The 20698-nt window shown below is 43.8% G+C and carries 19 protein-coding genes; 12 read left to right on the top strand and 7 right to left on the bottom strand.

The features are described 5' to 3' along the window. The first annotated feature begins 6 nt into the window (after positions 1-6). From GVO62_RS10315 to GVO62_RS10300, 4 genes are all read left to right on the top strand, one after another. Positions 7-264: a LapA family protein gene (locus tag GVO62_RS10315; RefSeq protein ID WP_159119100.1), complete on the top strand. Its 258-nt coding sequence runs from the start codon at positions 7-9 to the stop codon at positions 262-264. Then, positions 264-1433, top strand: a complete 1170-nt coding sequence (gene lapB, locus GVO62_RS10310) for a lipopolysaccharide assembly protein LapB (protein WP_159119098.1) — start codon at positions 264-266, stop codon at positions 1431-1433. The genes GVO62_RS10315 and lapB overlap by 1 nt, the downstream gene beginning before the upstream one ends. 6 nt (positions 1434-1439) lie before the next feature. Then, a complete protein-coding gene (gene pyrF, locus GVO62_RS10305) occupies positions 1440-2138 on the top strand; it encodes an orotidine-5'-phosphate decarboxylase (protein ID WP_159119096.1) in 699 nt (232 codons plus the stop codon). Between the two features lie 1158 nt (positions 2139-3296). Continuing rightward, positions 3297-3818 carry a hypothetical protein gene (locus GVO62_RS10300; RefSeq protein ID WP_159119094.1) on the top strand — a complete coding sequence of 174 codons (522 nt, stop codon included), beginning with the start codon at positions 3297-3299 and terminating at the stop codon, positions 3816-3818. 673 nt (positions 3819-4491) lie between these two features. On the opposite strand, the gene ald is transcribed toward GVO62_RS10300, so the two are convergent. Next, entirely contained in the window at positions 4492-5625 is a 1134-nt protein-coding gene (gene ald / locus GVO62_RS10295; RefSeq protein WP_105931386.1) for an alanine dehydrogenase, read from the bottom strand. Positions 5626-5809: 184 nt separating this feature from the next. On the opposite strand from ald, the gene lrp reads away from it, so the two are divergent. From lrp to GVO62_RS10255, 8 genes are all read left to right on the top strand, one after another. Next, the gene (lrp, locus tag GVO62_RS10290) at positions 5810-6295 is read left to right on the top strand and encodes a leucine-responsive transcriptional regulator Lrp (protein ID WP_105931385.1); all 486 of its coding nucleotides are present in this window, start codon (positions 5810-5812) and stop codon (positions 6293-6295) included. 289 nt (positions 6296-6584) lie between these two features. Next, on the top strand, positions 6585-9359 hold the full coding sequence (locus GVO62_RS10285) for a DNA translocase FtsK (protein ID WP_159119092.1): 2775 nt from the start codon (positions 6585-6587) through the stop codon (positions 9357-9359). A 16-nt stretch (positions 9360-9375) separates the two neighbouring features. Beyond that, positions 9376-10122: an outer membrane lipoprotein chaperone LolA gene (gene lolA / locus GVO62_RS10280; RefSeq protein ID WP_159119084.1), complete on the top strand. Its 747-nt coding sequence runs from the start codon at positions 9376-9378 to the stop codon at positions 10120-10122. Continuing rightward, positions 10109-11416 carry a replication-associated recombination protein A gene (locus tag GVO62_RS10275; protein WP_159119082.1) on the top strand — a complete coding sequence of 436 codons (1308 nt, stop codon included), beginning with the start codon at positions 10109-10111 and terminating at the stop codon, positions 11414-11416. Before lolA ends, GVO62_RS10275 begins: the two co-directional genes overlap by 14 nt. Before the next feature lie 75 nt (positions 11417-11491). Beyond that, entirely contained in the window at positions 11492-11875 is a 384-nt protein-coding gene (gene crcB / locus GVO62_RS10270) for a fluoride efflux transporter CrcB (protein WP_120959149.1), read from the top strand. Positions 11876-11885: 10 nt separating this feature from the next. Beyond that, positions 11886-13181, top strand: a complete 1296-nt coding sequence (serS, locus tag GVO62_RS10265; RefSeq protein ID WP_159119080.1) for a serine--tRNA ligase — start codon at positions 11886-11888, stop codon at positions 13179-13181. Between the two features lie 491 nt (positions 13182-13672). Then, entirely contained in the window at positions 13673-16579 is a 2907-nt protein-coding gene (locus GVO62_RS10260) for a TonB-dependent receptor plug domain-containing protein (RefSeq protein ID WP_159119078.1), read from the top strand. A gap of 107 nt (positions 16580-16686) precedes the next feature. After that, a complete protein-coding gene (locus tag GVO62_RS10255) occupies positions 16687-17391 on the top strand; it encodes an SOS response-associated peptidase family protein (protein ID WP_159119076.1) in 705 nt (234 codons plus the stop codon). A 128-nt stretch (positions 17392-17519) separates the two neighbouring features. Here GVO62_RS10255 and GVO62_RS10250 read toward each other — a convergent pair whose 3' ends face one another. The 6 genes from GVO62_RS10250 to GVO62_RS10225 form a co-directional block, all read right to left on the bottom strand. Then, complete coding sequence (locus GVO62_RS10250; RefSeq protein WP_159119074.1) at positions 17520-17957, bottom strand: baeRF12 domain-containing protein; 438 nt, start codon at positions 17955-17957, stop codon at positions 17520-17522. Between the two features lie 373 nt (positions 17958-18330). Continuing rightward, on the bottom strand, positions 18331-18678 hold the full coding sequence (locus GVO62_RS10245) for a TusE/DsrC/DsvC family sulfur relay protein (RefSeq protein WP_159119072.1): 348 nt from the start codon (positions 18676-18678) through the stop codon (positions 18331-18333). Further along, positions 18675-18986 (bottom strand): hypothetical protein, encoded by a 312-nt coding sequence (locus GVO62_RS10240; RefSeq protein ID WP_159119070.1) that lies wholly within the window; start codon positions 18984-18986, stop codon positions 18675-18677. Before GVO62_RS10240 ends, GVO62_RS10245 begins: the two co-directional genes overlap by 4 nt. Further along, a complete protein-coding gene (locus tag GVO62_RS10235) occupies positions 18986-19354 on the bottom strand; it encodes a DsrE family protein (protein ID WP_159119068.1) in 369 nt (122 codons plus the stop codon). The genes GVO62_RS10240 and GVO62_RS10235 overlap by 1 nt, the downstream gene beginning before the upstream one ends. Further along, the gene (gene tusD, locus GVO62_RS10230) at positions 19354-19743 is read right to left on the bottom strand and encodes a sulfurtransferase complex subunit TusD (protein WP_159119066.1); all 390 of its coding nucleotides are present in this window, start codon (positions 19741-19743) and stop codon (positions 19354-19356) included. The genes GVO62_RS10235 and tusD overlap by 1 nt, the downstream gene beginning before the upstream one ends. 56 nt (positions 19744-19799) lie before the next feature. Beyond that, positions 19800-20465 (bottom strand): Bax inhibitor-1/YccA family protein, encoded by a 666-nt coding sequence (locus GVO62_RS10225; protein ID WP_014949619.1) that lies wholly within the window; start codon positions 20463-20465, stop codon positions 19800-19802. Positions 20466-20698: the final 233 nt, after the last annotated feature.

Here is a 20698-nt window from a genome sequence, read left to right as displayed (position 1 = left end):
TTAGTGTTGAAAGGGATCCTAACGTTTCTTATCATTCTGGTGCTGCTTTCCATTGCGTTTGTTATTGGCTCGCAAAATGAAGCACAAGTGACAGTAAATTATTTGATAGCTCAAGCTAATTTACGTCTATCGACCCTCATTGCAATAACTTTATCAATCGGCGTAGGCGTTGGCATTCTTATCATGCTGTTAAGCTGGCTTAAATTGAGGGTACAGCTGATGAGTGCTCAATCAAAAATACAGAGTTTGGAACAAGAACACTAATGCTCGAACTGCTGTTTCTTCTTTTGCCTGTTGCGGCAGGTTATGGCTGGATAATGGGACGAAATAGTGTCCGCCAAGCCCAACGAAAGCAGTCTAGTATCCTATCAAAACATTATTATAAAGGCCTGAACTTTCTTCTTTCAGACCAGCCTGATAAGGCCGTAGACACGTTAATTAAAATGATTAACGTGAATAGCGATACGGTGGAAACCCACATCGCAATGGGTAGCTTTTTCCGCCATCGCGGTGAAATCGACCGTGCGATAAAGGTGCATCAGAATTTAGTAAGTAGAGACGAACTTCAGCCAGCTCAGCGTGAGAACGCCCTCAGAGAGCTTGGTCATGACTATACACAAGCAGGTTTTTTAGAACGTGCTGAAAATGCATTCCTTCAGTTGCTTAACAGCGAAAAACATTATCTTGTTGCACAACAACAGCTATTTAGCATTTACCAGACTACGAAAGAATGGGAGCGCGCCATAGAGTTAGCTGAGCGGATGGTTCAGTGCCATGGTGATAATGATGACGTGTGCGAGCGGCTGGCTCATTTTTATTGTGAGCAGGCGGCAGTAGAGCTTAAAAATGATAGCCAAGGCGCAGCATTAACGCTTCTTCAAAAAGCCGTAAATGCAGATGAACACGCTGTAAGGCCGTGGTTAATGCTAGGCGATATTGCTTTAGAACAGCAGCGCTATACAGACGCGAACGCCTATTTTACTCAAGTCGCAGAACGTGACATTAATTGGTTTAGCGAGGCGGTTCCTAGCCTTGAAAAAATAGCCGAAGAAACTGATGAGTGGGACAGTTTTCAAAAGAACTTAGAAGCCCACTGGCAAGAGTGCGCTACCTCGTACTTGGCTATGGTTGATATTTTAATGAAGCGTGGCGAAACGCTTCAAGCTGCTGAGTATTTGTTAGAACAACTTAGAAAGCGTCCTACCATGCGGGGTTTCAAAACCCTAATGGGGCTTTATATTGATCAGCTCACAGATAAAACCACAGCTGATAGTCTGCGGCTGTTAAAAGAACTAGTAGAAAAACAAATGCTGCAACGGCCAAAATACCGCTGTGGAAGCTGTGGATTTTCAGGTCGAAAATTATACTGGCTTTGCCCGAGCTGTAAAAAATGGGGCGTAGTGAAACCAATTAAAGGGCTAGACGGAGAATAAAAAGACATGCATGACCCACGCGTTATTGTTGCTTTAGATTATGACAATAAAGACACTGCCTTGGCGTTTGTAGATAAACTAGATCCAAGCTTGTGTAAGCTAAAAGTGGGCAAAGAAATGTTCACCTTATTCGGGCCAGAGTTTGTGAAGGCGCTTATTGCCAAAGGCTATGATGTTTTTCTCGATTTGAAATTTCACGATATCCCCAATACGGTAGCCAAAGCATGTAAAGCAGCGGCGGAGCTGGGTGTATGGATGGTAAACGTGCATGCTTCTGGCGGGTTGCCAATGATGCAAGCGGCGAAAGAAGCCATTGCAACAAGCACTAATCCTCAAACTAAGCTTATTGCGGTTACCGTACTTACCAGCATGGACGAGGCGCAGCTTGCTGATGTGGTAAGCGGTGTAACACCAGAGCAACAAGTTTTGCGCCTGGCTGCTCTTACAGAAAAAGCAGGGTTAGACGGCATTGTTTGTTCGGCGCAAGAAGCCAGCGCGCTACGTGAGAAACATAGCAACGACTTTCTTCTAGTGACACCAGGTATTCGCCCAGTAGGCGCAGACGCAGGGGATCAAAAGCGGGTTATGACACCTCCTGATGCAATGAAAGCGGGCGTGAGCTATTTAGTTATGGGGCGACCTATCACAAAAGCAGAAGACCCTATTGCAGTACTGAATGCAGTAAACGCATCAATAAACGGTTAGCACTAATTCAATAACTTATTGGATGGCTAGTTTTATGCTGATTTACGCGTTTTAGCGCTTCTGAGATAATTATGAACTTAGGTATTGAAGCGTATCCAATGGAATGGATTCCTCCTGAACTTGAGTAGTTGTCTTTTATTTGTTCAGCGTGGTGATGTCGAGTTACCAATATTTAGATTACTCAAGTCGGTGTTGATATTGCAAAATCCTTTTTTCATGTTCACGCTGTAGGCAGATTTGGTCAAAGGCAGTGGAAGGGAAAATACTGTCTAACAAAGTGGTTTGATACTATTGAGTAAAATGTCTCTAAAAACTGCACTGGGAGCTTTGGTTCGCCTCACTATCCGGGGCGAGAATTAAAAACAACGAGGCTTTAATTTCAAAGTACTATAGGTGTAAAAGCCAACGCACTCTTCTACAGCATTATCGAAACCGAAAAGTCCATAGAACTAAATATCTTCGAATATATAAAAAACTTGTCTTTTTGAAATCAGCAAGCCCAACGTTGTTGTCGAGCAACTGATACCATGTCGCTTTGCAAAGCGTAGAGTGTGGTTCTAGTAAGCGTTATTTAACTCAAATAAAAACTCCTTTAAACCCTATCGTCACTAATGGTGACAAATCTCATCACAAGCAGTATTCATGAGTTGCTCAAAAATCAATTGGCTTTAATGGAACATTCTGACTAAGCTAGCACTGAGAAGGATGTCGTATCTCTGAATAGTACAATTGAATATCAAGGATTTAGAGACGGAAAGGTGAAAAAATGAATAGTTCAGAATGCTGTGCGAAAAATGTCTATACTTCGTTAAAAGCACTTTTTAGCAGCCGCTTTATTTCACCCCTTACAACTATTTGTAAGTAAACCTTTCTCAACCGTATGCGGCTACATGCCTTCCGGTACAATACGTTATTAATATTAACTTGAGTGTCCCTTCGAGATCTCTTGTAGATCTTCGACACCATCCGTTGTTGCTAAACCAAACCCTCAAGCGCAAGGTGGAGAAACTTCTTCCAAACTCGCGAATTGGTAACCCAAATTTGGCTTAGTTTACGAGTTACAAGGCGGCTACTTATAGCATCAGCTTACCTGTACATCCTTGGTTTGCAAATAAGCTTTGATAATAAGAGATTGTTTATCAGATTAGGTATCATCTAATGAAATATGTATTCTTTTTAACGCTGTTCAGCTCTTTTGCTTTATCAAATACGTTGGTGCCAGAATCTCTAAACCAAGATATTGAGACAATAACTATCGAGGGCTCTAGACCACTAGGTTATTTTTACAAATTACGACAAAAAGAGCGTCTTGCATTCATGGAAAAATTTAACCACCTCATCAAGGATGAAGACCTGCATTTTGAATGTAGAACAGAAACTCAAACTGGCTCTCACATAAGCTCTAAAGTATGTAGAAATGCATTTGATTGGCGAATAATACAAGAGATCGTAACGGAAGAGATTAATAGAGGGAATATTCTCTCTGCTTATGCGACTGCTTTGATGGGAAATAAAGAGCAAGAGGAGCGAAAACAAGAATTAATCAATAATATCAATGTTTTGCTTGAGGAAAATCAAGAGTTCTCAAGAGCTTATGAAAAGTATCGAGAAGCTGACTCAGCATATAAAAAAGCTCATGTTGCAAGATTCGGAAACCTAAGTCCCTATAATAGTAAGTAAACGAAATTTATATAGATAATAATTCAGTTTTTCTAATTAGGTGAGAAAATTCAGCTATTAAAGCGTGGACGTTTCGACACTTATGTAAAGTAAACGCTTAACACTCAGCAACACGACTGCGTGCACACCGACCATCGAAATGGCCTCAAAATTTAAACAGACATCAATAATTATTTAAATTTGTTTTAGAAACTAATGAACTAACCACGTCCGTATTGATGACTACAAACTACTGGTTACAGTAATTAGTGCAACCTCATTCAAAAACTCTCCGACTTTGTTTAACTAACTTTAGCCAGTGCTTCATATTTCCATTTTCTCGACTGCACAGTTTAATGTCATAGGCACCTCAGCCTCCACAAAAGTGAAACGCCACCGGTGGGTGTACAGTGACTAGTAAACTTACCATTTGGTATGGTTAAACTCAATGGTTAGGATATTTCATGCACGGATTAGTGTGTCTAGTGCGACGTCTACTCCGAGCAACAGTTGACATGGCAATTTACTAAGCGTGAGGAGGGGGAGCGAACTTGAAGCAATAATAAATTTAGCTTATTTCGCTATTAAGCGTTTAAGATAAAAAAAAGCTCGGATGTCGTGTTCACATACCGAGCTTTTTTAAGGCTACTTATTCACGAGAGTGACCTAGAGCCATTAAAATAAACGAAAAGTCTTATTCGCCTTTAAGTGCAACTTCAGCAGGCGTATATGTTAAGCCTAGTTCTTCACCTAGTGCATCAACAACCGCTTTATAGGTGACTTTACCCTCGTGAACGTTCAAGCCGTTAAGCAAGTGCTTGTCTTCAAGCATGGCTTTCGCTGGACCTTTGTTTGCAAGGGCTAAGCCGAATGGCAATGTAGCGTTGTTAAGTGCCATTGTAGAGGTGCGCGCAACGCCACCTGGCATGTTCGCAACGCAGTAGTGAACCACATCATCAACAATGTAAACTGGGTCTTGGTGAGTAGTGGCTTTAGAGGTTTCAAAACAGCCACCTTGGTCAATCGCAACGTCAACTAGTACTGAACCAGGCTTCATTGCTTTAATTTGTTCGCGAGTAAGCAGCTTCGGTGCCGCGGCACCAGGAATAAGTACTGCGCCAACAACAAGATCAGCTTTTGAAGAATAGTGCTCAATAGCATCAACGGTTGAGTATACTGTTTTTACTTGACCGTTGAAAATATCGTCTAGCTGACGAAGGCGTGGAAGAGAACGATCTAAGATGGTTACATCAGCGCCGAGACCAAGTGCCATTTTCGCAGCGTTAGTACCTACAACACCACCACCGATAACCAATACTTTACCCGGCGCTACGCCTGGTACACCACCAAGAAGCGTACCGCTACCGCCGTGCGCTTTTTCTAAATAATGTGCACCGGCTTGAACAGACATGCGACCAGCAACTTCACTCATAGGTGCAAGTAGCGGCAGCCCATTGCGTTCGTCAGTTACGGTTTCATATGCAATACATGTTGCGCCTGATTCCACTAGAAGCTTGGTTTGTGTGGGGTCTGGGGCAAGGTGTAGGTAGGTATAAAGCGTTTGACCTTTACGCAGCATTTTACACTCGTTAGGTTGTGGCTCTTTTACTTTTACAATCATTTCTGCTTCTGCAAACACTTGCTCAGCTGTAGCTGCAATTGAAGCGCCCGCCTCGATATACAAATCGTCGGTGAAACCAATAGCATCGCCCGCGTTAGTTTCAACTAAAACACTATGGCCATGGGTAACAAATTCTTTTACCGCTGCAGGTGTTAAGCCAACACGGTACTCATGGTTTTTAATTTCTTTTGGTACACCAACTATCATGTATCGTCCTCAATTTTAAAGTGAGCTTCTATGCGGCTCTGGTTGAATTTCAATTTATAGCTGTGGGTGACATTGCCCAACACGATATTTGGCGAGTATACGCCATAAAAAAACGAACTATCTGCTGAAGAATGTTCTTTTATAGAATATAATTCTGTATATCCTCATTTATGAAATACATTATATGTTGGTAAAGACCCCAAAACACCTTGACCGAATAGACAGGAATATTCTTGTACAACTCCAGAAAAACGGGCGTATATCGAATGTTGAGCTTGCTAAAGAGGTAGGTTTAAGCCCCAGCCCGTGTCTAGAGAGAGTAAAAAGACTGGAGTCACAAGGCTATATCAAAGGTTATCACGCCATTGTTGACCCCGAGAAGCTAGGTGCCGCTATGCTGGTGTTTGTAGAGATAACCTTGACCAAAACATCTGTCGATATCTTTGCAGAATTTTCTGCTGCGGTGAAACTGCATGACGATATACAGGAATGTCATTTGGTATCGGGAGATTTTGATTTTCTGTTAAAGGCGCGTGTAGCGGATATGGGAAGTTACCGAAAACTGTTAGGCGATACGCTGTTACGATTACCAGGAGTAAGCGAGTCGCGTACCTATGTCGTGATGGAAGAGGTAAAAAGTACATCGTCACTTCGCATTAATTTGAAGTAATGAAAGCGTGGCTCAATTGAGTGATTTTATGGTAGGCTGTGCAAAAATACAGTGTTTAAGATTTCTCAAAGGAAAGCGAGAAGTGACAAACGGAAGGGCAGGGAACCGGAAAGTAGTTGTTTTTGCGGTTTTAGTGTCTTGCATAAAATAAAAATTATCTAGGAATTGCAAGGAGTTTGCTAAGCTCTTTGCTGCTATTAGCGCATAACTCATGCGAAAAGCGTGTGACAAAACATGTGATAATAATAGCTGTAGTAAATGCGACGGAATTTGAAGGTTTTTTAGGGTTATGGCGCGATTAACAGGGGTTCAGCGAGTGTGGGAAGCAGGCATGATTATCGCCTGTGTTTTCGCCTTCTTTTTATTGCTGGCACTAGCATCTTTTCATCCAGGAGACCCCGGTTGGAGTCAGGCTGGGTTGCAATTAGACGTACACAACTGGGTTGGAGCAACCGGAGCGTGGGTAGCTGATCTTCTGCTCTTTTCTTTTGGTTTTTTAGCTTATCTTTTGCCTTTCGGAGCCGCCTTTTTAGGATGGTTTTTGTTTCAGCACATCAAAGAGCTGGACGAGTTTGACTACCTCACCATCGGGCTGCGCATCATAGGCGGTTTGCTGATAGCCCTAGGCGCAACGGGTATTGCAAGTATTAACTTCGACGATATTTACAATTTTTCAGCTGGCGGCTTTGTCGGCGACGTTATTAGTTCAGCGCTTGTGCCGTACTTTAATACGGCAGGTACAATTCTCTTACTACTGTGCTTTTTCTGTACCGGTTTTACGCTACTTACCGGTATTAGTTGGTTAACCATCATCGACAGGCTGGGCGAGGGTACGCTTTGGTTAGGGCGTAAAACACTTTCTGCTCCGCAGAGCCTTTTAGCGTTGGAAATGCCGCGCTTGGCCCTTTCCAACAAATCCTCTCAACAAAACGGTGATGAAACCGCAGCGTTAGATATTACAAGTATGCGCGCAGAACCGTTAGCAACAGACAATGACACACAGCAAGTGCACGCTAAGCCCGCAGCTGTAAAGCGCAGTGAGCCAACATTCGGTAGTAGCGACATAGACGACGAGCCTCCGTTTTACACATACGACACAAATAACGAAGCGAGTAATACAGCTCCCGACAAAACTAGCGATACGAAAAGTGATATTGACGAACAAGCTGACAAAGAATCTGAAAACACACAGGACACTAAAAAGTCTGCATTCTCATTGTCAGGTTTTAAAAATGCTGTTGCTGACTCTGTTAAAGGTAAAGTCGGGTTTGGCAAATCTCATGAGGATGAAGTAAGTGCAGAAAATACACTTGCTGAAAATTCGCAAGGGACGGCTACTCAGCAAAGTCCGCACATTAATTTTGACGAGTTAGAGGAGTTTGATGAGGATTTGCCCTATGAAACAGGCACAAAGCCAACATCCTCTGCTAGTAGCACATCTAATGCAGCGCAAGAAGAGCAAGCAGAATCGATTTCAACTCCGCTTCAGCCTCAAGCACAGAATTTCGCTCCCGCTGCGCTAGGAGCAAAACCAGTAAAGCCCAGAGCAGAAGAGGTGGATCCGAATCTACCACCTATGCCATCTTTTGATTTACTAGAGCGCGCAGATAAGCACGAAAACCCGCTCACTCCTGAAGAGATTGAAGGGATTTCACGGCTTGTTGAAGAAAAACTTGCTGATTTTAATATTGAGGCAACAGTCGTCGGGGTTTATCCCGGCCCAGTAATCACTCGCTTCGAACTTGATTTGGCCCCTGGTGTAAAAGTGAGCAAAATTACTGGCCTCTCAAAAGACCTGGCCCGCGCTATGTCAGCAATCTCAGTACGCGTTGTTGAAGTTATTCCCGGTAAGTCAGTTATTGGCTTAGAACTTCCGAATAAAAAGCGAGAAATGGTCCGCTTGAGCGAAGTGATTAGTTGCGACACGTTCCAGTCAAACAAATCACCGTTAACGATGGTGCTGGGTGCAGATATCTCAGGGCAACCCGTTGTTGTTGACCTGGCAAAAATGCCTCATCTATTGGTGGCAGGTACAACGGGTTCAGGTAAATCAGTGGGCGTAAACGTGATGATACTGAGCTTGTTGTATAAGAGTACGCCAGAAGACGTGCGCATGATCATGATTGACCCTAAAATGCTTGAACTGTCTGTATATGAAGGCATTCCCCATTTATTGTCGGAAGTGGTTACAGACATGAAAGAGGCCGCCAATGCGCTTCGTTGGTGTGTGGGTGAAATGGAACGCCGTTATCGACTTATGAGCGCCCTTGGTGTACGTAACCTTAAAGGCTATAACGCAAAAGTTGAAGAGGCTATTGCCAACGGTACGCCAATTAAAGACCCGCTTTGGAAGAATGAAGAAAGTATGGATGCCGAAGCACCAGACTTGGGTAAGCTTCCTGCTATTGTAGTCGTTGTTGATGAATTTGCCGACATGATGATGATAGTGGGTAAAAAAGTTGAAGAACTCATTGCACGTATCGCACAGAAAGCTCGTGCTGCGGGCATACACCTTATTCTTGCCACACAGCGCCCGTCTGTAGATGTTATCACCGGTTTGATTAAAGCGAACATTCCAACTCGTTGTGCATTCCAGGTATCAAGTAAAATAGATTCAAGAACTATTCTTGACCAACAAGGCGCAGAAACATTACTAGGTATGGGGGATATGCTTTATCTTCCACCTGGAAGTCCAGTACCTACTCGTGTGCACGGTGCGTTTGTGGATGACCATGAAGTGCACGCTGTAGTAGCTGACTGGCAAAAACGCGGTGAACCCGAATACATTGACGAAATCTTAAATGGCGAGGCATCGGCAGAAGTTTTACTTCCTGGTGAACAGCCTGAAGGCGAAGATCAGGAATTTGATGCTTTTTATGACGAAGCTGTAGCTTTTGTCACTGAAACCCGCCGAGCTAGTGTCTCTAGCGTGCAGCGTAAATTTAGAATTGGTTACAATCGCGCTGCGCGACTTGTTGAACAAATGGAAATGAGTGGTGTCGTAAGTGCACAGGGGCATAATGGGAACCGTGAGGTACTTGCACCGCCGCCCCACAAAGAATAACGAATGGATTGAATAAATGAATAAAGCAGTTTCGGTTTATTTTATAAGTGCACTAACCGCTGGCGGCCTAATGATAAATGCTGCCAACGCATCGGCAGAATTAGCTACTAGTAGCAGCGTAGACACTACAGCTATAGCGCAAAAAGAAAGTATCAATGACTCAGTAAGTTCATCGCTGCAGACGCGATTGAGCAACATGAAACAGTTCCGTGCTGAGTTTGCTCAGACAGTGGTTGATGCGCAGCAAAACGTAGTGCATGAGGCCCAAGGCACGCTTACTATGACCCGTCCCAATAAACTTCGCTGGGAAACAACATTTCCAGATGAAACATTGCTTGTAGCCGATGGAGATGCAGTTTGGAATGTGGATACCTTCGTAGAGCAGGTGACGGTGCTATCTCAAGATAATGCGATTAAGGATAACCCTATCGTTTTGCTTACATCTACAGATGAAGCGACGTGGTCAAAGTTTTCTATCAGCCAAATGAACAATGGTGTACCTACCAACACTTCGGCAAGCGATATCAATAACGATACGGTGATGCAAAGTTATCAAATCACGCCTAAAGAAGAAGGGGGGCAAATCGTTACTCTCACGCTGTCTTTCAACCAAGATAACGAACTGGCTTCGCTCAATATGCTAGATGCTCAACAACAGGTAAGCACCTTAGTATTCAATAATATTGAAACCCGTTTTCCTATTCCTGCCGATACATTTTCAGTAGATATCCCAGATAGCTTTATAGTTGATGACCAGCGTTAAACAAGACTTCGCGCCGTTGGCGGCGCGCATGCGCCCCGTTACCATAGCGCAATATAGCGGGCAAGAGCATCTACTGGGAGAAGGCAAACCACTTCGTAAAATGTTAGAGGCAGGGCACTGCCACTCAATGATTTTATGGGGGCCTCCAGGCACCGGAAAAACGACGCTTGCTGAGCTTATCGCTCAGTATACTAATGCGTCTGTATTACGTATTTCGGCGGTTACTTCTGGAGTTAAAGACATTAGAGCGGCTATGGAAACGGCTGAAGATAATGCCCGTTATAATCAGCGAACGCTGCTTTTTGTTGACGAAGTTCACCGGTTTAATAAAAGTCAGCAGGACGCCTTTCTCCCGTTTGTTGAATCAGGTGTTGTCACCTTCATAGGCGCAACAACAGAAAACCCTTCATTTGAACTAAACAAAGCCTTGTTATCTCGGGTGCGTGTGTATGTGTTAAAGACGCTGGAACAACACGCGCTGTCAGAGTTAATTGATAGGGCGCTAGTCGATACTGAAAAAGGACTGGGCGACAGGGCTCTTGGCATTGATGAAACAGCAAGAAACGCCCTTATAGATTTAAGCGGTGGTGATGCCCGCCGTCTTCTCACTTATTTGGAGCTAGCTGCAGATTTCACAAGCGCTAACGACATTACCGTTAGCGATGTTGAACATGCTGTGGGCGAGAAAGTGGCGAGCTACGACAACAAGGGCGATACCTTTTATGACCTGATTTCAGCCTTTCATAAATCCGTGAGAGGCTCAGATCCTGACGCTGCGCTTTACTGGTACGCAAGAATTCTCGATGGTGGCGGTGACGCGTTATATGTGGGAAGACGGCTTCTGGCTATTGCGTCGGAAGATATTGGTAACGCCGACCCAAGGGCGATGCAGCTATGTATCAATGCCTGGGATACCTTTCACCGCGTAGGGCCCGCAGAGGGTGAACGCGCTATTGCGCAAGCTGCAGTATATTGCGCATTAGCAGCAAAAAGTAATGCGGTTTATATGGCGTTTAACGAAGCAAAAGCACTGGCGCGCAAGACCTCAGATGCGTCGGTTCCTATGCATTTGCGAAATGCGCCAACAGGGCTTTTGAAAGAGCTAGGCCACGGCGATGGTTACCGTTATGCGCACAACGAGCCAAATGCATTCGCCGCAGGTGAGTCCTACTTTCCTGAGAGCCTTACCGGTACTCGCCTATACAACCCCAATGAGCGTGGTTTAGAAAAAGCCCTAAAAGCGAAACGTGAATTTCTCGACTCACTTAATGCGAGAAGTAACAATAAAAGGTAAAGTTGCACACGTGCACCTCAATGATTTCAAGTAATATCAAATAGCTTATAAAAAGAACGCGCTAGGGAGTTTTTCGTGCCTCAAGGGTTAGCTTTGTATTGTTTTATTGCCGCTGGCGGGGCAAGTGGTGCCTGTTTACGCTATTTTGTTACTACAAGTGTTGATTCCTTATTTGGAAAACACATGCCGTTTGGTACACTAGCGGTGAATGTGGTCGGTTCGTTTGCACTCGCATTGCTGTACGGTTTTATCGAACGTCATGATTTAAGCGAATCCCCATACCGAGCGCTTATTGGTGTAGGGTTATTAGGTGCCTTTACCACATTCTCAACATTTTCCGTTGAAACCTTAACTTTATTAGAAAACGGGTTGTGGCTTAAAGCCGCAGCAAATGTATTTCTTAACGTTGGCGCTTGCCTTATAGCAGGTTGGCTAGCCATTCAATTAATGAAAGGATAAGTAGAAACACATGTTAGATCCAAAGTGTTTGCGAAGCGATATAGAACAAACAGCTAAGCGATTGGCTGCCCGTGGTTTTAACCTCGATGTAGCAGCTTTCAGTTCGCTTGAAGAAAAAAGAAAAACACTTCAGTCCAGAACACAGGATCTGCAAAACGAGCGAAACGTACGAAGTAAATCCATTGGTAAAGCAAAAGCGCAAGGTGAAGATATTGCGCCGCTTCTCGCAGAAGTGGGTAAGCTTGGTGACGAGCTTGATGCCGCTAAAGCCGAGCTTAGTGAACTGTTAGATGAAATTAATACCTTTACCCAAGGCATTCCTAATTTACCACATGAGTCGGTGCCGGAAGGTGAAAACGAAAACCACAACGTTGAGATTTCTCGTTGGGGCGAGCCGCGTACGTTTGATTTTGAAGTAAAAGATCACGTAGATGTTGCAGAAGGCTTGAACAACGGCTTAGATTTCGCAACCGCCAGTAAGCTTACGGGCAGCCGCTTTGTTGTTATGCGCGGTGATATCGCTCGCTTGAACCGTGCTATTGCTCAATTTATGCTAGACATCCATACTCAAGAGCATGGCTATCAAGAAATGTATGTGCCTTATTTGGTTAATGCAGACAGCTTATACGGCACAGGCCAGTTGCCTAAATTTGGTGAAGATCTTTTTCACACCAAACCAGCAACAGAAGAGGGGCAGGGGCTAAGCCTTATTCCAACGGCAGAAGTACCGCTGACAAATATTGCCCGTGATGAAATTTTAGATGTGAAAACATTGCCAGTGAAAATGACGGCGCACACGCCTTGCTTCCGCTCAGAGGCCGGTTCGTACGGACGTGACACCCGAGGCCTTATCCGTCAGCACCAGTTCGACAAGGTTGAACTTGTGCAGCTAGTTAAGCCAGAAGATAGCTTTGACGCACTTGAAGCACTTACAGGTCATGCCGAAATTATTCTGCAAAAGCTAGAGTTGCCGTATCGTAAAATGCTGTTATGCACGGGTGATATGGGCTTTGGCGCGTGTAAAACCTATGACCTTGAAGTATGGCTACCTGCGCAAAATACATACCGTGAAATTTCTTCGTGTTCAAACATGCTGGATTTCCAAGCGCGACGTATGCAGGCACGGTTCCGCAACCCTGAAACCAATAAACCTGAATTGCTACATACATTGAACGGTTCTGGTTTGGCTGTAGGGCGTACGCTTGTTGCTATTTTAGAGAATAACCAGCAGGCAGACGGAAGCGTTACTATTCCAAAAGCGCTAGTGCCTTACATGGCAGGGCAAGAGGTTATCAAGGCTTCTTAACAATTTATCCGCGGGGCGCTTTCAACGCGTACAGACTTAAGGCTGAAACCTCAATAAAGTGACTAAGCAAACATTAAACAAAAACCGACATTGCAATTCAGTGTCGGTTTTTTATTTTCAAGCCAGTATAAATTTTCATACTTTTTGTAATACGTTAGTGGAAAATTTCAACAAAACCTCAGTAAAGTTAAATAAACTTAATATATTCAAAATCTTATAAACACAATTTCACTAGGTTAAAGTTGTTTCAAAATGTAAACGAGAGCTGACTTTGAGTAAAAAACTTATATTTTTCATTCACTAATGTCATTACATTCACTTCTTTACATGTCTTATACTTTTGGCTAATGTTGCGCGTGCGTGATAAAAAAGAAATATTTCTTTCCTTACGGCAGAAAAAATTGATTCATAAGTCAAAAAAGACGTTTGGGGATAAGGGAAATGTCCATCTTGGAATTTCCGTTACCTCAGCAAAATTCCAGGGAACACACATGTTTAAGAAAAACCTCATTACCACGACGTTGCGAAATGCTGCGTTGATTGGTCTTGTCGGCTCAATTGCCTATCCAGTTTTAGCCCAAGAAAATTCAGTAGATGAAGAGTCGGTTGAAAAAATTAAAGTAACGGGCTCGCGTATTAAGCGTGCAGAGCTTTCAACGCCAGCGCCGATTGTTTCAGTAAGTGCGGAAGAAATTAAGCGTTTCGGTACGCCTGACTTAGGTAGTATTCTTGCTGAACTTCCTGCAATTGCAGCAGGTTCAACCTTAATTGGTAACAATAACAGTAATGCTAATGCTGGCCTAAGTTCGCCAGATTTACGATCTTTGGGTGAAAACAGAACGCTAACGCTGGTTAATGGTAAACGTCACGTCGCAGGTTCACCATTTTCAAATGCGGTAGACACAGGTTCAATTCCTGCCGCTATGATTGAGCGAATTGAAGTTATTACCGGTGGCGCGTCAGCTATTTATGGTTCAGATGCGGTATCAGGCGTAATCAACGTTATCCTTCGTGACGATTATGAAGGACTAGAGTTTAGATTCGATGGTACTACGGACCTTGAAGGCGTTGGAAATAGAACTAATAATTTTAGTGCGCTATACGGACACACAACAGAAGACGGTAAAGGTAACATCACTTTCTTTGCTGAAAAGAACAACATTAACCAAGTTATGCAGCCTGAGCTTCAACAGGCAGCTGCATGGGGAACGATTGTTAACCCATTAGATACTGGCGAAAACGACGGCATTGCAGATAGACTACGTGTTCCGTTTGTTGGTTCAGAGATGATTAACCAGTACGGCGTTATTAATCCATTTGGTGGTGGTCCTAGAATCACATTCATGCCAGACGGCACGCCTATGGATCAAGTTAGTCGCCTGGAAAATAATAGCTTCGCGTTTGGTAATTTCGATCAGCGTTACGACTCTGTTTTCTTCGGTGAAGACTATGTCAACTATATCCCAGACCAAGAAACGGTCACTTTAGCAAGTACGTTTCGCTATGACATTACAGACAATGTTCGTTTTTATGGCGACGTTAAACACGTAGATAAAAAGATTGAACAGCAATTTCAGCCTTCTTTCCGCTTTGGTGGTGTATTTGTAGACGTAGAAGACAACGCGTTCTTGGACGAATCTACCCGTTCACGCCTTCTAGATGGCGGTCAATCAGTGGTAGAAATGTCACGCTTCTTTACCGATATTGGTAACCGAACAGCGTCTAACGACCGAGAGCTCTTCCGCTTCATTGGTGGTTTTGAAGGCTATTTCTCGCTAAGCGATACTGAGTTCGATTACGACGTATACTACACGCGAGGTGAAGTGTCGAACGTGCGTCGTACCTTGAACGATTTGATTCCTTCAAACTTCTTAGCAGCACTGGATTCGGTCATTGATCCGGAAACAGGTCAAGCTGCGTGCCGCAGCCAAGTTCCTTCGCTTCAGGGCGATGACTATGAAGACCCAGCATTGGTTAACCCAGAAAACTGTGCCCCGTTTAATCCGTTTGGATTCGGTCAAGCAAGTGCTGCTGCTGCAGACTTCATCGCTGGTGATGTACAACGCGAAGATGAAATCACTCAAGAAATGATTGGCGGAACTCTCGCATTCGATTCTGCTGAGTGGTTTGAGCTTCCTGGTGGTCCATTAGGTATCGCCTTAGGCTACGAGTACCGCGAAGAAGAGGTGGAGACAACGACCGATGAATTAACGCAACAAGGCGTATTCACCAACGCCGCAACGCCAAACTCTTTTGGTGGTTATGATGTTAGCGAGTTCTTCGTCGAACTTCGTCTACCACTTCTTAGTGACGTTATGTTGGCAAAAGAGTTATCACTTGATGCGGCATATCGTACAGCTGACTATTCTCATGCAGGTAGTGCAGATGCGTGGCAAGTAGGCTTTATGTGGGCGCCGATAGAAGATGTGCGAATTCGCGGTACAGTAGGTGAGGCTGTTCGTGCACCTAACGTTGATGAAGCATTCTCTCCTCAATCACCAGGTTTCGCTAATATTAACGACCCTTGTGATGCCGATAACATTAATGACGATCCTGATCGCGCGGCTAACTGCCTAGCACTTGGTATTCCTGCTGGTTTCGAAGCAAACGATAACGTAAGTATTGAAACAGTATCTGGCGGTAACCCTGATCTGTTTTCTGAAAGCAGTGAATCAAAAACCGTAGGTGTTGTTTGGACCCCAGAGTTCTTAGAAAACTTCTCTGTAACTCTTGATTTCTACGACATTGAAATTGAAGATGCAATCACGGAAGTTGGCGCACAAGACATTCTTGATAACTGTGTGGATGCAACCGGTGGCCCTGACGCAGGCTTCTGCTCTCAGATTGACCGTGACGAAAATAATGACGTTGCAGTTGTACGATCTGGCTTTATCAACGCTTCTGCACTCAAAACGTCGGGCGTTGAATTCCAAATCCGCTATACCACTGAACTGGGTGATTTAGGTCTACCAGGTGAACTTCGCTTAAACCTTCAAGGGAATAAAGTGAACGAACTTGAAGAGTATGCGTTCCAAGACCGCCCAGATGAAATCAACGTAGAAGTAGGCGAGGTAGGTGACCCTGAGTATCAGTTAAGAACCATTGTTGACTATCGTCTTGATGAGTGGAACTTCAACTACACGAGTCGTTTTATTGACCGTTCTGCATTATTTGACGTTTCACCAGGTGCTGATTCTCCGGAAGACGTGTCTCCGGCCTTTGTTGGAAGTATCTGGACTCACGACTTCAGCATTGAATATACCTACAACGAAAATGTTGACGTTTACGTAGGCCTAAGAAACGCGTTTAACAAAGTACCACCTGGCTATACATTCAACCCGCTATATGACTTATTAGGTCGCAGATTGAATGCTGGTATTACTGTTCGCTTCGAATAAGTTCGGCTAAATACTAAGAGCCATCGCGTTATGTGATGGCTCTTTTTCTGTTATTTTCCAAACAACTTCTGTACTTTAAACTGTAGGCAGTCTTTTCTAGATGTTTTATGTGCGGATTTATACAACGTATTACTGACTCACCTCACGTTATAGCACTACTTGAAGAAGTAGGGCTTACGCAAACCATTCCGCTTTTTGTTGACGAGTACTCCTCAAGCAACGTCATTAACTTCTATCCTGCATTTGGTAAAGCGCCCGAAAAGCAAATTACCAATTTAATCGTGTCTGGAGATAGCACCATAGATGCAACATGGTGGTTTGACGCCAAGCCCGTTGGTGACACACTCAAAATTGGCGATAGAACCACGTTTAACGCCCGCAATCTAGATAGCCCTTATTGGGGAAAGTTCATCCGAGAGCGGCGAGCAGTGGTTGTAGCAACAGCGGTAGGGGAGTCGAACCCAGTTGGAAAAGGAAAAGCACATTATTTAATGAAGCCCACAAGCGGAGCATTGCTCATCGGCGCAGTATACCGGCGCTTTAGCAATGGGCTGTTTTCCTGTGCGGTTGTGACGCGGCCGCCTATCGAAGGCTTTAGCCAGTACCATGAAAAATCTATTCCCTGTTTTCTTCCTCATGATAGTCATGCTATTAATGCGTGGCTAACCGCTGACACACAAGGCTCATTAAATAATGAGGTAGAGTATATTTTGAATAATCCTCGTATTTATACCCACCTTGAAGTAACGCGAGTAAAGACGTTTAAAAGTGCAGAGGCAATAGGAGACACGCAATTACTTAAGGCTTGGTAGCGTTTTTTTATAAACGCAATAGTGGCCCAGTGCAAGAATCTACCAAGGTACAAGTTTTTCATTATGTGTAGGGCAGGCGGCTCAGTCTTCAACAGCCGCCTATATTTAACTATTTATTAAGGGGAGTGCTATCTAAGATAAGAAAGTAGAGTTTCCTCATCGGCACCTAAAACATTCTTCGTTACTTCTTTATCGACAACGTCGGTACACGCGGATGACATTTCATTCCTGAGTTTTCCCAGAAAACCTGGTCCACTAATAATATCTATAGAGCCCAACGCACCTCGTTTACGCTCACCATCTAGCCAGTCTGCAATATCACTGGCGAAACGCTCATCTTCAAGTTCAGCTGCGTCTTTTCGATTCATACTGTCCACGCCGGGTACTTGCGACGCAGGAGCCGACTGTCTTCCCGGCCTGTCGGTGTAGATATTTTGATCGCTGGCGTCACTAAATTCGTTATGCCACTTTTTAACTTCAACAAGCGCGGTTCCATGATTGGTATAGGTGTAAGCAATAGCGTTGTCGTGGTTGGCAACGATTACGTAGTGTTTTTGAACTGTCATACAGCCTCCTATGTCCATTTATGTAAAACATTCACGTTTCTGGTGTTTTGCAAAGGCAAATATGAAAAATGTGCCTGAAACAGCAAATAAAACGCTAATGTAAAGGAGTTGTTGCAATATCGGCACCAATACCAAAAAAACATCAATAATGCGCGCTTGAAAGGGCCTAACGAAGGCTGGCTATTGTTACCACGCTAATTAGACTTTGGTTTTTTCTTGATAGAGCGCTTGTTTAAAAACTAGCAGCAGACGTTACTCTTTGAAGGATAAGAGAAATGGAGCAAGGCGCGTTTAAACCGGTAGGCTAGCGGTTATTGCTAGCGCTTCAACTATGACGCCAAAATATTGTAAAAAAATCTTTTTAAATAAAGCGTTATAAACACTTAGCCGGTTTAGGTAATCCAGCCAGTTTGGTGGCTTGCTTAGCAGGGCCTTTTTTAAACAGCCGCTGCAGGTAGCGGCTATTACCTTTTTCTGGACCAAATTTATTAGCCATGGCTTTTACGAGGGCGCGGATCGCTGGGCTGGTTTCGTACTCTTCATAGAAAGCGCGCACGAAACGAACCACTTCCCAATGCGCTTCAGTTAATTGAATGTTTTCTTCTTGCGCCAGTGTCTCAACCATTCCTTCTTCCCACTGCGTGTAGTCGATCAAATACCCGGCTTTGTCCGTAGGAATTTCTTGGCCCTTATAATTAAAGCTATAGGTTTCTTGCGTCATGAAAGAGTAATCCAGTGTATGTGTTTTGCTGACAAGGCTGCTAATTCTCTAGAAGTGATAGGTGTAGCGTAATCCGGCAGCGTAGCGCCTCGTGAAGATGCATCGCTATCGATAAATGCCAAACTGAACGGTGATTCTTCTTTGCCGCTATTTGTTAATTTTTCAAAAAATGCGCTTTCGATTTTAGGGGCATATACGCCGTCGCTTACACACACAACACTTAAATCTGCGTTTGATTGTTTAACGGCAGCCGTTAGAAACTGTTTATCAGCAATAGAGAGTGTTGGGGTTGAGATAGTAATAAGCATTAGAAGGTCACCACATGGTCAACGCTTTGTATAAGGGCAAGTTTTTCAGCTGGATTTATCCACTCACATTCAAGTTCCTCAAACAAATCGGTATTTGCAAGAACATGGTCAATATCGTAATTCTCTGCACTTGTTTTACATACAAAGCATTCTTCTATATCAAAAAAGGGCATACTGGCTAGGCGCTTAGTATGATTCTTAAGCCCTTTAATTGACGCTGATTTAACAAGCTGAAGCACGCCTTGGTTTTCAAAGATCACCTTTACTTCGTGCCCGTAGTTTGTTGCAGCGAGGGCGAAATCTAAACCGTCTTGGCTTTTCGCATTAGAAAAGGGGCCTTGCGTAAATCTAATAAGTAAACGTGCCATTAAAATTGCACCAACCTGTTACACTCATGAAGGGCAGTAAAAAACTCGCCCAAACCTGCTTGTTCAAACGGCGCTGCAAGGTTGGCGTGTGCAATGCCATTCTCTTTCGCTTCTAATTCACTCACAATGCCTCGCTTAACTGCAGCAGTAATGCACACCAGTAGCTTAACGTTGTGCGCAGTTGCGAGTGCTCTCCAGCTATCAAGCGCAAATAGCTCGTCACCAGTGTTAAGCATTAAACTGTTGGTGTGATAGACCCCGTCGCTGTAAAAAAAGACGTGGTTAATTACATCGCCGTTATCAATGGCACCTTGCACAAAGGCGAGGGCGCGTAAAGCTGTGTCGCCTTGAAACGGTGATGATGTGATAAGTATTGAATATTCTGCCATACAAATAAAAACACCCCGTTTAAGGGGTGTTTGTCTTTTAAACCTTTAACGCTGTATTAATCGTCGCCGCCAAATGCACCTAGAAGGTGAAGGATAGACGTGAACAAATTGTATATGTTCAAGTATAGCGAAACTGTCGCGCGAATGTAGTTTGTTTCACCACCGTGGATGATACGGCTTGTGTCAAACAAAATGAAGCCTGACATGATGAACACAATCGCTGCGCTGATTGCTAGGCTTACCGCAGGCACTGCGAAGAAGATATTCGCAATAGCGGCTACAAGCACTACAACTAGACCCACAACCAAGAAGCCGCCCATAAACGAGAAGTCTTTCTTAGTAGTAAGGGCGTAGCCAGATAGCGCAAAGAACACAAGTGCTGTTGCACCTAGTGCTTCCATGATTAGGCCGGGACCTGCTACACCTAGATAGAAATTAAGCGTGTAGCCTAGTGATGCACCCATTAAACCTGTGAATGCAAACACCCAGTAGATACCAGATGCTGAATCAGCTTTTTTCTGCACTACAAATAGAGTTATAAAAGCGCCGATAGTCATAACAAGAGACATCATAGGAGAAATGCCTACCGCCATTGCTATACCAGCACAAACCGCACTAAACGCTAGTGTCATCGCAAGCAGCATATAGGTGTTGCGTAGAACCTTGTTCGTCTGCAATACCGATGGTTGAGATGCACTTGAATACATCGAACGTTGATCCATTGTTTCCTCCAACAGGACTTATGATATGACCAAAATGGTACACAATTATTTAGTGTATGTTGTATGGGTTTTAGTTCCCATTTTCAAGTAGTTTCAGATGAAAATGGTGTCAGGTGAATACAAAACCATCTTTTATGCGCGTGAAGCCGTGTATTTGTTTGATTTCTCGGCACTTGAACAACTTTTTTAATTTTTCGCTTTACAGTCATAAAAATATCATTAAGATACGCAGC

It is taken from the genome of Alteromonas sp. KUL150, assembly GCF_009811475.1.
GTDB lineage: Bacteria > Pseudomonadota > Gammaproteobacteria > Enterobacterales > Alteromonadaceae > Alteromonas > Alteromonas gracilis.
Note: the sequence above shows the minus strand (reverse complement) of the source record. Positions and strands in the feature narration are given on the sequence as shown.

What these genes read in the sequence shown, in the direction of transcription:
- lapB (WP_159119098.1), top strand. Translation starts at nt 264, where the DNA reads ATGCTCGAACTGCTGTTTCTTCTTTTGCCTGTTGCGGCAGGTTATGGC.
- pyrF (WP_159119096.1), top strand. Translation starts at nt 1,440, where the DNA reads ATGCATGACCCACGCGTTATTGTTGCTTTAGATTATGACAATAAAGAC.
- GVO62_RS10300 (WP_159119094.1), top strand. Translation starts at nt 3,297, where the DNA reads ATGAAATATGTATTCTTTTTAACGCTGTTCAGCTCTTTTGCTTTATCA.
- ald (WP_105931386.1), bottom strand. Translation starts at nt 5,625, where the DNA reads ATGATAGTTGGTGTACCAAAAGAAATTAAAAACCATGAGTACCGTGTT.
- lrp (WP_105931385.1), top strand. Translation starts at nt 5,810, where the DNA reads ATGTTGGTAAAGACCCCAAAACACCTTGACCGAATAGACAGGAATATT.
- GVO62_RS10285 (WP_159119092.1), top strand. Translation starts at nt 6,585, where the DNA reads ATGGCGCGATTAACAGGGGTTCAGCGAGTGTGGGAAGCAGGCATGATT.
- lolA (WP_159119084.1), top strand. Translation starts at nt 9,376, where the DNA reads ATGAATAAAGCAGTTTCGGTTTATTTTATAAGTGCACTAACCGCTGGC.
- GVO62_RS10275 (WP_159119082.1), top strand. Translation starts at nt 10,109, where the DNA reads ATGACCAGCGTTAAACAAGACTTCGCGCCGTTGGCGGCGCGCATGCGC.
- serS (WP_159119080.1), top strand. Translation starts at nt 11,886, where the DNA reads ATGTTAGATCCAAAGTGTTTGCGAAGCGATATAGAACAAACAGCTAAG.
- GVO62_RS10260 (WP_159119078.1), top strand. Translation starts at nt 13,673, where the DNA reads ATGTTTAAGAAAAACCTCATTACCACGACGTTGCGAAATGCTGCGTTG.
- GVO62_RS10255 (WP_159119076.1), top strand. Translation starts at nt 16,687, where the DNA reads ATGTGCGGATTTATACAACGTATTACTGACTCACCTCACGTTATAGCA.
- GVO62_RS10250 (WP_159119074.1), bottom strand. Translation starts at nt 17,957, where the DNA reads ATGACAGTTCAAAAACACTACGTAATCGTTGCCAACCACGACAACGCT.
- GVO62_RS10245 (WP_159119072.1), bottom strand. Translation starts at nt 18,678, where the DNA reads ATGACGCAAGAAACCTATAGCTTTAATTATAAGGGCCAAGAAATTCCT.
- GVO62_RS10240 (WP_159119070.1), bottom strand. Translation starts at nt 18,986, where the DNA reads ATGCTTATTACTATCTCAACCCCAACACTCTCTATTGCTGATAAACAG.
- GVO62_RS10235 (WP_159119068.1), bottom strand. Translation starts at nt 19,354, where the DNA reads ATGGCACGTTTACTTATTAGATTTACGCAAGGCCCCTTTTCTAATGCG.
- tusD (WP_159119066.1), bottom strand. Translation starts at nt 19,743, where the DNA reads ATGGCAGAATATTCAATACTTATCACATCATCACCGTTTCAAGGCGAC.
- GVO62_RS10225 (WP_014949619.1), bottom strand. Translation starts at nt 20,465, where the DNA reads ATGGATCAACGTTCGATGTATTCAAGTGCATCTCAACCATCGGTATTG.